14 protein-coding genes are annotated in these 11,130 nt (G+C 57.5%); 11 read left to right on the top strand and 3 right to left on the bottom strand.

The window, feature by feature from the left end; genetic code table 11:
• Window positions 1-280: 280 nt before the first annotated feature.
• The 3 genes from GXP58_04395 to GXP58_04385 all read right to left on the bottom strand — a co-directional run bounded on the left by GXP58_04395 (window position 281) and on the right by GXP58_04385 (window position 3,787).
• The gene (locus GXP58_04395; protein ID NOY52843.1) at window positions 281-1,807 is read right to left on the bottom strand and encodes a mercuric reductase; all 1,527 of its coding nucleotides are present in this window, start codon (window positions 1,805-1,807) and stop codon (window positions 281-283) included.
• A gap of 46 nt (window positions 1,808-1,853) precedes the next feature.
• Window positions 1,854-2,813: a radical SAM/Cys-rich domain protein gene (locus tag GXP58_04390; GenBank protein ID NOY52842.1), complete on the bottom strand. Its 960-nt coding sequence runs from the start codon at window positions 2,811-2,813 to the stop codon at window positions 1,854-1,856.
• A 119-nt stretch (window positions 2,814-2,932) separates the two neighbouring features.
• On the bottom strand, window positions 2,933-3,787 hold the full coding sequence (locus GXP58_04385; protein NOY52841.1) for a DMT family transporter: 855 nt from the start codon (window positions 3,785-3,787) through the stop codon (window positions 2,933-2,935).
• A 501-nt stretch (window positions 3,788-4,288) separates the two neighbouring features.
• Between GXP58_04385 and GXP58_04380 the strand changes: the two genes are divergently transcribed.
• From GXP58_04380 to GXP58_04330, 11 genes are all read left to right on the top strand, one after another.
• Window positions 4,289-4,591, top strand: a complete 303-nt coding sequence (locus tag GXP58_04380; protein NOY52840.1) for a transcriptional regulator — start codon at window positions 4,289-4,291, stop codon at window positions 4,589-4,591.
• On the top strand, window positions 4,578-4,787 hold the full coding sequence (locus GXP58_04375) for a type II toxin-antitoxin system HicB family antitoxin (GenBank protein NOY52839.1): 210 nt from the start codon (window positions 4,578-4,580) through the stop codon (window positions 4,785-4,787). Before GXP58_04380 ends, GXP58_04375 begins: the two co-directional genes overlap by 14 nt.
• On the top strand, window positions 4,784-5,005 hold the full coding sequence (locus GXP58_04370; protein NOY52838.1) for a type II toxin-antitoxin system HicA family toxin: 222 nt from the start codon (window positions 4,784-4,786) through the stop codon (window positions 5,003-5,005). Before GXP58_04375 ends, GXP58_04370 begins: the two co-directional genes overlap by 4 nt.
• Window positions 5,006-5,236: 231 nt before the next feature.
• Window positions 5,237-5,551, top strand: a complete 315-nt coding sequence (gene rplU / locus GXP58_04365) for a 50S ribosomal protein L21 (protein NOY52837.1) — start codon at window positions 5,237-5,239, stop codon at window positions 5,549-5,551.
• 12 nt (window positions 5,552-5,563) lie between these two features.
• Window positions 5,564-5,821 (top strand): 50S ribosomal protein L27, encoded by a 258-nt coding sequence (gene rpmA / locus GXP58_04360; GenBank protein NOY52836.1) that lies wholly within the window; start codon window positions 5,564-5,566, stop codon window positions 5,819-5,821.
• 123 nt (window positions 5,822-5,944) lie between these two features.
• A complete protein-coding gene (gene obgE / locus GXP58_04355; GenBank protein NOY52835.1) occupies window positions 5,945-7,021 on the top strand; it encodes a GTPase ObgE in 1,077 nt (358 codons plus the stop codon).
• Window positions 7,008-8,159: a glutamate 5-kinase gene (proB, locus tag GXP58_04350; GenBank protein ID NOY52834.1), complete on the top strand. Its 1,152-nt coding sequence runs from the start codon at window positions 7,008-7,010 to the stop codon at window positions 8,157-8,159. The genes obgE and proB overlap by 14 nt, the downstream gene beginning before the upstream one ends.
• A 41-nt stretch (window positions 8,160-8,200) precedes the next feature.
• Window positions 8,201-9,457 carry a glutamate-5-semialdehyde dehydrogenase gene (locus GXP58_04345; protein NOY52833.1) on the top strand — a complete coding sequence of 419 codons (1,257 nt, stop codon included), beginning with the start codon at window positions 8,201-8,203 and terminating at the stop codon, window positions 9,455-9,457.
• A gap of 67 nt (window positions 9,458-9,524) precedes the next feature.
• Window positions 9,525-10,172: a nicotinate-nucleotide adenylyltransferase gene (gene nadD, locus GXP58_04340; GenBank protein NOY52832.1), complete on the top strand. Its 648-nt coding sequence runs from the start codon at window positions 9,525-9,527 to the stop codon at window positions 10,170-10,172.
• Between the two features lie 68 nt (window positions 10,173-10,240).
• The gene (gene rsfS / locus GXP58_04335; GenBank protein ID NOY52831.1) at window positions 10,241-10,612 is read left to right on the top strand and encodes a ribosome silencing factor; all 372 of its coding nucleotides are present in this window, start codon (window positions 10,241-10,243) and stop codon (window positions 10,610-10,612) included.
• A 40-nt stretch (window positions 10,613-10,652) separates the two neighbouring features.
• A complete protein-coding gene (locus GXP58_04330) occupies window positions 10,653-11,123 on the top strand; it encodes a 23S rRNA (pseudouridine(1915)-N(3))-methyltransferase RlmH (GenBank protein ID NOY52830.1) in 471 nt (156 codons plus the stop codon).
• Window positions 11,124-11,130 lie beyond the last annotated feature (7 nt).

Genomic DNA, 11,130 nt, shown 5'->3' with positions numbered 1-11,130 from the left:
ACTGACTCAAATATGATGAAGTCGTAAAAAGTCGTTTTCCGGATTCCGTTCATGGTTCGACAGGCTTCCGAGCATGTGGTTCGGCAAGCTCACCATGCTCGGAAGCTTGCCGAACCACACGAACGGAATATCAATCACTTACACCGTTCGCCCTGAGCACGCCTGTCCTGAGCTGGTCGAAGGGTCGAAGGGCTGCGTGACTTTTTACGACACCATCAAATATATCCTGCTTGTCCTCCGTTTGCAAGCCCGATTTCGGGAGAGTGCCGGAAGGAATTTTTCATCGGGTCCAGGCAAGCCAGCGGGAAAAGAGGCCTTTCACGAAGGGGGTCAGCCGGGTCCGGTTATAGGCATCGGCCGTCTGCCGGACCGCTTCCGCCTGCGTGGGGTAGGAGTGAATGACGTTGGCCAGCTTTGACAGGCCGATCCCGCCGACCATGGCCAGGGTAATCTCGTTGATCATCTCTCCGGCATGACGGGCGACGATCGTGGCTCCCAGAATCTTGTCGCTCCCCTTTTTCACATGAATCTTCACAAATCCTTCCTCTTCTCCGTCGGCGATCGCCCGGTCGACCTCGCTCATCAGGCGGGTGAAGGTGTCGACGGCGATCCCTTTCGCTGCGGCATCCTTTTCATACATTCCCACATGGGCGATCTCCGGGTCGGTATAGGTACACCAGGGAATCGTGAGTCTGCTCTGCCGTTTGCGTCCCATAAAGAGGGTATTCTGAATGACGATCCGTGCTGCGGCGTCGGCGGTATGGGTGAATTTATAGGCAAGGCAGATGTCCCCCGCCGCATAGATTCGCGGGTTTGTCGTCTGTAAAAAATCATTGACCGTTACCCCCCGCCGGATATCGTATTCGACCCCCACTCCCTCGAGGTTCAGCCCCTCCACGTTCGGTGCCCGTCCCGCCCCGACGAGAACTTCATCGACGATCAGTTTCTCCTCTTTTCCATCGGTCTTCAGGTGGATCACCTTTTCCTCTCCCCGCCGGGCGACCTTTTCGACTACCGTATTGAGGCGGACGTCGATTCCGTCCCGGGCGAAGGCATCGGAGATGAGTCTTGCCGCATCCGGGTCTTCCCGGGTGAGAAACTGGGCGGCCCGCTCGATGATGGTGACCTTTGATCCGAGGCGCTGAAAGGTCTGTGCCAGTTCGCACCCCAAGGGACCCGCGCCGAAGACGACGAGACGGGGCGGGCGTTCGGTCAGGGAGAAGACCGTTTCGTTGGTCAGAAACCCCGCCTCGGAAAGTCCCGGGATCGGGGGGTGATAGGCCCGGGCGCCGGTGGCAAGGACGGCTTTCCTGAAACGGAGGGTTTTTCCTTCCGCATCGATGGTATCGGGACCGGAGAACCTTCCTTCTCCCAAGAAGAGATCCACACCCAAGTCCCGGAGGCGTGCCGCCGAGTCGTGGTGACTGATTCGGCTTCGAAGCCTTCGCATCCGTTCCATGACAGCGGCAAAGTCCGCGCCGGAACCCTCCGGGACATGGATTCCGAAATCGGCGGCGCTTTGCACATCGGCTGCGACCCGGGAGGAGCGGATCAGGCATTTGGAGGGAACACACCCGACATTCAGACAGTCTCCGCCCAGGAGGTTGCGCTCGATGAGGGCAACCCTGGCGCCCAGGCCTGCGGCGCCGGCCGCCGTGACGAGGCCGGCCGTGCCGCCGCCGATGACGACCAGATTGTACCGGGGAGCCGGTTCCGGATTGATCCAGTCTGTGGGATGAACATTGGCGACGAGCGTGTGGTTGTATTGGTCTTCGGGCAGGACCTCAGAACGATGAGTCACGGGGATTCTCCTTCCTTCCGTACTGTGTCGAAATTCCGGGGTCGCCCTCTTTTCAGACCAGTGCTCCTGCACAGGAGGAACCGGAACCGGCGGTGCAGCCGAAACAGTGATTGCCGGTAACGATTCGTCTTTTTTCAAGGACGGTTTTATCGAAGTCCTCGATCCGGTCCGGGGCGCCGTGATTCACGGGGTATCCCAGAGCAAGATTGAAATCGCAATCGTAGACCCGGCCGTCCCAGGCGATACTGATCTGGTGTCGGCACATCAGGCCGGAAAGCGTCCCCGGGTTGAAAGACTCCCGGAGGAGGGAGAAATATTTTTGCTCCTCATGCGCCTGCCGGAGTTTTCCGCCGAGCCGGCCGATCGGCATATTAGCAATGGTCAGAAGATGGGTGAAAGAGATTCCGAAGCGCTGCTGCAATTCCCGCCGGTAGTCGGCTTCCAGTTTTCCCTGCTCCGGGGGAAGGAAGGCCCCGCCGGGGTTATAGACAAGGTTCAGCGGCTTGTCATCGTCGATTCCGTATCCGATCCGATTGAGTCGCTGAAGGACTGCAATACTCTTCTCATAGACGCCGGGACCCCGCTGGGCGCGGACGTTCTCTTCCAGGTAGCAGGGAAGAGAGGCGACGAGACCGACGCCGTGTTTCAGGAAGAATTCCGGCAGGTCCTCCATTCCCGGCTCCGTCGCGACCGTCAGGTTGGAGCGGACCTGGACGAAATGCCCCCGGGCACGAAGGGCCGTCACGAATTTTCGAAAGAAAGGGTTCAGCTCCGGCGCGCCGCCGGTCAGATCGATGACGGAGGGATGCACGGTCCCGGCCGTTTCGAGGACCCGTTCCATCGTCGGCCATCTCATCTCTTCCTTGCGCAGCGGAGAAGCATCAACATGACAATGGCTGCAGGCCTGATTGCACTTGAGACCCAGGTTGACCTGCAGGATCTCAATCCCGTCGGAAAAGAGTCCTTCCCCGGTAATCGAAGCGATTTTTTCTTCAAAAAGATTATGATTCACCAACGCCTCCTGTGATCTGAAAATCGGTTCATCGACGGATTGAAAAATATCTTACCCCAAAGCCGGATCCTGTGCAACTCCGTGAATCCCTCTTGGGCAATGGAAAGACCGGGAAACGTTCAGGTTGCCGCCGGTGAGGCCGGCTCCGTTACATGGAACCGGGCCCGGAGGAGAAACAGTCCCCCGGCCACGATCAGTCCACCGCCGAGCCAGGCCAGAGGCTGGGGGACCTCGCCCCAGAAGAAGTAGCCGTAGACGATGGAGAGAATCACCGATGCGTAGCTCGCAGCGGCCACGACGGGGGCCCGGTCTTTCTGGTAAGCCAGGGTCATGAGGAGCTGGCCCGTGCTGGCGAAAAGGGCGACCCCGGCGATGAGCATCCATTGCATCGGGGCCGGCGGAACAAAAAAGGGAAGGACCCCGAAGGCGGTGAAGAGGGCCGTCAGGATCGTAAAGTTAAAGACGATGACGAGAGGAAAGTCGGTTGCGTTCAGCCGCCGGACGAGAAGATGGGCCAGTGCCGAGGAGGCGGCCGCACCCAGAGCAACCCAGGCGGCCAGGGGCCAGGCCATGGCCGGTTTCATAATCAGCACGACCCCGATGAGCCCGGCCAGGATGGCGAACCAGGCCGAACGGGGCGCCCGCTCACCGATGATGACGGGGGCGAGGAGAGAAAGGATCAGGGGTTGGGACCGGCCGATGAAGATACACTCGGCCAGGGGCATATGTGCCAGAGCGTAGAAAAAACCGGTCATGGCCACGGTACCGAAGAGGGAGCGCAGCAGGATGACCTTTTTCGCCTTCACAATGAGGGGGCGCTTTCTGTGCCGGACGATGAAATAGAGAATCGGGATGGCAAGGCAGCAGCGGAGAAAGACCAGTTCCAGAGGAGGAATCTGTTGCCCAATGGTTTTGACCAGCGCCGACATGGTCGTAAAGGATGCTGAAGCGAGGAGCATGTAGAGAATTGCCATGGCAGTTCTTCCCTATTGCCATATGAAACGGACCGGATGATTACCATAATCGGCGGAAGGAGTGCCGTCAATCACTTTATTCGGTCTTCTGATCAATTTGCTTTTGACTTTTGCGACCCCAAATGGTGCGCGGACAGATTTTGCAGTTGATTTTGATCTTAAACTCTGTGCCTGTGTGCCTTTGACACTTTGCCCCTTGGTCTATCCCCGTGACACCCTGAGTCCCCCGTGGTTGAATGTTTTTCGCTTCCTGCTTTGTCTTTGACCGTGCCTTTCTCATGTTCTGTTTTTCTCCGTTTATCGGACTTCGCATAACCCCGATAGCAGTCCCAAAATTTGACAATATCTCAACTTTATATTATTAATGTTTCAATACAAGTTCGATGGTGTTGTAAAAAGTCGTTTTCCGGATTCCGTTCATGGTTCGACAAGCTCACCACGAACGGTCCATTAAACTTTTCGAAAGTTTGGCCTAAGGATTAGCTTGGCCGGAAACTGGGAATGCATGGACGACATATCGGTAAACACGAAAACGGCCACGTGATGCCCGGGGCTGAAGCGATCATGAAGATCGCCCGGATCTTCGATGCCTCCGTGGATTACCTTTTGTTTGATGATTCGGAACCGGCAGCGTCGGCAGAGATCCGGGACAAAAGCCTCTTGAAAAATTTTGAGGCGGTGGATAAGATGGATGAAGAAGACAAGCTGGTAATCAAATCCCTGGTTGATGCTTACATAATTAAGAGGCATCAGATGGAAGGGGTTTTGAAGAGTGAGAAAAGGAGATCTTATGTCCGTCTATAAAGTTGTCTTAGAGCCATGCGATGAAGGAGGTTATGTCATCTCCTGCCCGGCCATTCCCGGCTGTCATTCCCAGGGAGAGACTAAAAAAGAAGCTATGACCAATATCAAGGAGGCGATTGAAGGGTGTCTTGAGGTCCTCAACGAGCAGGCACAGTCGGATCGAGACGATGCCGAGGTCCTTGAGGTAGCAGTGTGACCCAACTCCCCTCTGTATCCGGCATGAAGGTTCGGCGCGTTTTTGAAAAGAACGGCTGGGTCTTCAAGCGCCAAAAGGGAAGCCACATGATCCTGACCCGGACAGGATTTAGGGCGACCCTTTCCGTCCCCAATCACAAGTCCCTCAAAGAACCGCTGCTTAAACGATTGATCAAAGACTCAGGCATGACGGTAGAACAGTTTAAAGAAATGCTTTGAGAAATAAAGGGGACAGGCTGGTTTTCTTATGCTTTTGTTTTCTCCGTGATTCCCCGAGTTCCCCGTGGTTGAATGTTTTTCGTTTCCTGCTTTGTCTTTTGCCCTGCCCAAATGCTTCCTGCAAAGTCGGAAAAGTCCTGAAAACATAAAAATCCTTGACAGGGGGGCGTTCTTTTTGCTAAATTTCCCATTTCGATATCGAAACGGTTCTCGTTGTGAGGGAAAGTGCTTATGAAATATGCAATTATTGAGACAGGCGGAAAGCAGTACAAGGTTTCCGAAGGGGATGTCGTCCAGGTTGAGCGTCTGAAGGCCGAAGTCGGCGATACGGTGGAGATTGACCGGGTGGTGGCGATCGGTGGGGAGGAGCCGCTTCAGGCCGGAACCCCCTATCTGGAAAGCGCCCGCGTCAAGGCGGAGGTGATCTCCATGGACCGGGACAGGAAAATCATGGTATTCAAGAAGAAACGGCGTAAAGGGTACCGGAAAAAACAGGGGCACCGGCAGCAGCGGACCGGCCTCAAGATCTTACAGATTGCGTCCTGACGGGAGTGTACAATGGCACATAAAAAAGCGGGTGGAAGTTCCAGAAACGGGAGAGAGAGCCACTCCAAACGGTTGGGAGTGAAGCGATTCGGTGGTCAGTCCGTTACGGCCGGGAGTATCCTGGTTCGCCAGAGGGGCACCAAGATTCATCCCGGCAATAATGTGGGAAAAGGTAAGGATGATACCCTTTTTTCCCTGATCAACGGGGTGGTGACCTTTGAACGGTTGGGAAGAGACAAGAAGAAAGTCAGTGTCTATTCGGCCGGCTGATTGACCTCGCAGTCAAAAGACCGGCTTGAGGGTTGTAAGGGGATCGGGTTTTCCGAGAGGGATGAAGCCGTATCCCCTTTTTTATTGCACAGTCGTTAATCAAGAAGGATGCAACGATCCGCCATGTCATCCTCCCGTTCCCGAATTTCAAGGAAGCAGACGGCATTCATCGATTATGCCCGCCTGAAGGTCAGCTCCGGTGCCGGGGGGGCGGGATGCGTCAGCTTCCGCCGGGAGAAATATGTCCCCCGCGGGGGGCCGGACGGCGGAGACGGCGGATGGGGCGGCAATGTTGTGGTCCGGGCGGATCGGAATATCCATACCCTGATCGACCATCGTTACCGGAAAAACTATGCTGCGGAAAACGGCCGGCCGGGGAGCGGCAAGCGGAGAACCGGACGGAACGGGAAAGACCGGGTCATCTCCGTTCCCTGCGGCACCCTGATCCGGAATCAGGAAACGGATGAGGTGCTGGCCGATCTGACACAAGACGGTGCATCGGTGATTGTGGCCCGGGGCGGGCGGGGCGGAAAGGGGAATGCCCACTTTGCCTCCTCGACCCACCAGACCCCGCGCCTCTCCCAACCCGGAGAAGAGGGGGAAACCCTTCAGATTATTCTGGAGCTGAAGCTGCTGGCCGATGTGGGATTAGTGGGCTTTCCCAACGCGGGGAAGTCGACCTTTCTCTCCAGGATTTCTTCAGCTCGCCCCAGGATTGCCGACTATCCCTTTACGACCCTGACGCCCCATCTCGGTACGGTGGAGATCGATTCTTCCGATGTTCTCGTGGTGGCCGATATCCCGGGGCTGATCCGTGGGGCTCACGACGGCTGCGGTCTGGGGGACATTTTTCTTCGCCATGTCGAGCGATGCCGTGTTCTGCTCTATCTGATCGATGTTTCGCCCGCGGGACCGTCGGACCCGGTGGCGGCGGTGTTGACGCTTCAGGAGGAATTGCAGCAGTATAACCCCTCCATGCTTCAAAAGAAGAGCCTTATCGCCGCGACGAAGATCGATGCCCTGCAGGAAGACATGCGCGTGGCAGCCCTGAAATCCTTTTGCGTCGAGCAGGGATTTCCTTTGCGGATGATCTCCTCCGTGACCGGTGAAGGAATCGAGGCGCTCCTGCGGGAATTGTCGTCCATGGTGACCCGGCTTCGCCGGGAAGAGGCGGCGGAGGGAGAAAATGGAAATGGATGACCGGAGAAAGATCCTGCAGAAGGTTCACCGCGTCGTCATCAAGATCGGCAGTACGATCCTGACGGAGGGGGAAAGCGGTCTGAATTCCGCCCGGATCGTGGAACTGGTGGATGAAGTGGTGTCGGTCCTGCAGGAGAAAAAGATTGAAATTGCCATCGTTTCCTCCGGGGCGGTGGCGGCGGGGATGGGGCGTCTCGGCCTCAAGTCACGCCCCCGCGAGATTCCCGTCAAACAGGCCGCCGCCGCCGTGGGGCAGGGGCGGTTGATCTGGTGCTATAAGCAGGCTTTTTTAAGACACCGGCGGAAGGTGGCGCAGATCCTTCTCACGGCGGATGATCTGAAGCACCGGCGACGCTTTCTGAACGCCCGGAACGCCCTGGAGACACTCTTTCATTATCAGGTGGTTCCGATCATCAATGAAAACGATACGGTCGTGGTGGAAGAGATGAAATTCGGTGATAACGATCGACTCTCCGCCCTGGTGACCAACCTGATCGGCGCCGATCTCCTTCTCATTCTCTCCGATATTGACGGGCTCTATACCGGAGATCCCCATCTGGATGACCATGCGGAACGGATCCCCCTGGTTCCGAAGGTGACGGAGAAAACCCTCCGGATGGCCGGTGAGAGCTACCACGACGCAGGATCCGGGGGAATGCGCTCCAAGGTGAAGACGGCAAAAACGGCGGCCGCCTTTGGAACTCCCACCCTCGTGGTCAACGGCCACAAGCGGGGCGTGATCAAAGCGGCCCTCTCCGGTGAGCAAATCGGAACCCTCTTTCTCGCCGGCCGGGACCGGCTGACCAGTCGGAAGCACTGGATTGCCTATACCTTGAGCGCCAAGGGAAAACTCACCCTCGATGCCGGGGCGGTCCGGGCTCTGTTGAAACAGGGACGAAGTCTGCTGCCTTCGGGCATCACCGGCGTGGAGGGCCGTTTTGAGGTGGGCGATCCCGTGAGCTGTCTTGACCCGGAGGGGCTGGAGGTGGCCCGGGGGCTGGTCAACTATCATGCCCGGGAGATTAAGAAGATCCTGGGGCACAAGACACGGGAGATTGAAGAGATCCTCGGCTACAAGTATTATGATGAAGTGATTCACCGTAACGATCTGGTTGTTCTGCGGGTTCCTGCCGGTTAAGGGGACCGACCGGAGGGACTCCTGCAACAGGGGAGAAAACGATGGAAATCAGGGAACAGGTGGAAAAGAAGGTCACCGGGGCCAAAAATGCCTCCCGGGGGCTTGCGCGTCTGGGTTCGGCGATCAAGAACAAGGCACTCCTGCGGATGGCCGACCGGCTGGTGGCGGAGAGCGCGTTGTTGAAGCAGGAGAATGCGAAAGACCTTGCCGCTGGCCGGGAGAAGGGGCTGACCGCGGCTCTCCTCGACCGTTTGGAGCTGAACGATGCCCGGATCGCCGGAATGGCGGAAGGATTGCGGCAGGTGGCGGCGCTCCCCGATCCGGTGGGAGAGGTGCTGCGGATGTGGAAGCGGCCGAACGATCTCCGGATCGGCAAGATCCGCGTCCCCATCGGGGTGATCGGCATCATCTATGAATCGCGTCCCAACGTCACCGCCGATGCCGCCGGGCTCTGCCTGAAGGCGGGCAATGCCGTGGTCCTTCGGGGAGGCTCCGAGGCGATTCATTCCAATTCCGTCATTGCCCGGATCCTCTCCGATTCGGCCGTGGATGCCGGGGTGCCGGAGGGGACCGTCCAGTTCATCGATGTCCCCGACCGGGAGGCCGTCATGCAGATGCTGAAGATGGACCGATACATTGATCTGATTATCCCCCGGGGAGGCGAGGGGCTGATCCGGACCGTCTGCGAGCATTCCACCATCCCCGTGATCAAGCACGACAAGGGGGTTTGCCACACCTATATCGATTCCGACGCCGATCTCGAGATGGCCCGCCGGATTGCCCTGAATGCCAAGTGCCAGCGTCCCGGCGTCTGCAATGCCATGGAGACCCTCCTCGTTCACAGAAAAGTGGCCGACACTTTCCTGCCTGAAATCGGCAGCGATCTTGCTGCTGCCGGAGTCGAGATCCGGGGTTGTCCCGAGACGCAAAAGCGGATCAAAGGTTGCAGGGAGGCGACGGAGGCGGACTGGACGACGGAGTACAACGACCTGATCCTCTCGATCCGTGTCGTCGATTCCATGACCCAGGCGGTGGAGCATATTACCCGGTACGGGTCGGAGCATTCCGAGGCGATCGTCACGAAAGATTATCGCCGGGCGAGAAGGTTCCTTGCCGAGGTGGATGCTTCGGCCGTCTACGTGAATGCCTCGACCCGGTTTACCGACGGTTTCGAGTTCGGTTTCGGCGCGGAAATCGGAATCAGCACGAACCGGCTCCATGCCCGGGGGCCGGTGGGCCTGGAAGAATTGACGATCTACAAGTATATCATCTTAGGTGACGGCCAGACCCGGGAATAGATGGTCCTTTAATGGTTTTGCTCTTGCAACGAGGTTTTTATTATATTTTTTTCCGGAGGGAAAAAATATGCGGGTCGGTATTTTCGGCGGGACCTTCAATCCCGTTCATATCGGTCACCTGATAACGGCGGAAACCCTTCACCAGGATTTTGCACTGGACCGGATCCTCTTTGTTCCCTCCGCCCGTCCCCCGCACAAGCCCTCTCCCGGACTGATCGGTACGGAACACCGGACGGCCATGGTCCGCCTGGCGATTGCGGGGAATCCAGCTTTTGAACTTTCCACGGTCGAGATTGACCGTCAGGGGACCTCCTACTCCGTGCAGACCGTTGAAGCCCTGCGACACTCCCTGGGGGAGGGGGGGGAACTTTATTTCATCCTGGGGATCGATGCCTTTCTCGATCTTGCGACCTGGCATCGACCCGAACGGCTGCTCCGGCTCTGCCATTTCATTGTCAATTCCCGCCCCGGGTTTTCCTTTGCCGAGGCCTCCCGCGTCCTTGCCGGCACCTTCGGGATTTCTTCCAACGAAGGTGTATCACAGGCGGCCCTTCCCGGAGGGCATACCCTCTTTTTTGCCGAGGTTCCTCTTCTGGCGATCTCCTCCACGAAGATTCGGACCGCCCTTGCCGGGGGTCGTTCGGTGAAATACCTCTTGCCGGAGCCTGTTGAATCGTATATACTTTTGCATCATTTGTATATCCAATCGCAGTGACTGCAATGCCGGATGGACACCAGGGAGTGCATCCGCACCGTCACGCATTTCCGTAGTGAGGGATTCTCATCGACAGTCAACGTATCGCAGGGCTCAGTGCCGGGGCGGGTCTGGAGAAGAAAGCTCTTGATCTCGAAATTCTGGATCTGTCCGCCATCACGGTTTTTGCCGATTATTTCGTCATCATGAGCGGGACTTCCACCCGGCAGGTCAAGGCAATCGCTGAAGAGATTGAAGAGACACTCTCCCGTCACAAGGTGGAGCCGGACCATATCGAGGGAGAGGCCGAGGGGAGATGGATCCTTATGGACTACGGGAATACACTCGTCCACGTCTTTCTGGAAGAGACCCGGACATATTACAACCTGGAACGGCTCTGGGGAGATGCCCCGCGTCTGACTCCGGAGGACTTCCGGGCGGACGCCTCAACGGAGGCATAGGAGGCGTGGAAGAGAAGAGTAAGAACCGCCGGATTTTGCCGTGAAGATTCGTCTCGTCTCCATCGGCAAGGGAGAGGATGAGTTCGTGCGGATCGGTGCCGGGCGTTTCCTGAAGCGGATCCGGCGCTACCACCTCCTCGAAGAGGTCCGCTTAAAAGAAGTCAAGGCCGGGAAAGGGGCGGAAATTCTCCGGGTTATCCGGTTGGAGGGAGAGCGGATTCTGAAGGTTCTTGATCCTCGTGACCGGGTCTGCGTCCTTGATGTGGCCGGGGAGGAGATCTCCTCGGAGGGTTTTGCCGAATTTCTGGAGAACGAGTTGCGCCGTCCGGGGCGGAGTCTGACCTTTGTAATCGGCGGCGCCGAAGGTCTTTCCCCGGAGGTGCGGTCGAGGGCCGACCGGAGGCTTTCTCTGTCGCAGATGACCTTGACACATGAATTGGCCCGCCTGATCCTTCTGGAACAGATCTACCGGGGATTCACCATTCTGAAGGGAAAACGGTATCACCGGTAAGAGGTCC

The sequence above is a fragment of the Deltaproteobacteria bacterium genome (genome assembly GCA_013151235.1).
Classification (GTDB): Bacteria; CG2-30-53-67; CG2-30-53-67; order CG2-30-53-67; family CG2-30-53-67; genus JAADIO01.
Note: the sequence above shows the minus strand (reverse complement) of the source record. Positions and strands in the feature narration are given on the sequence as shown.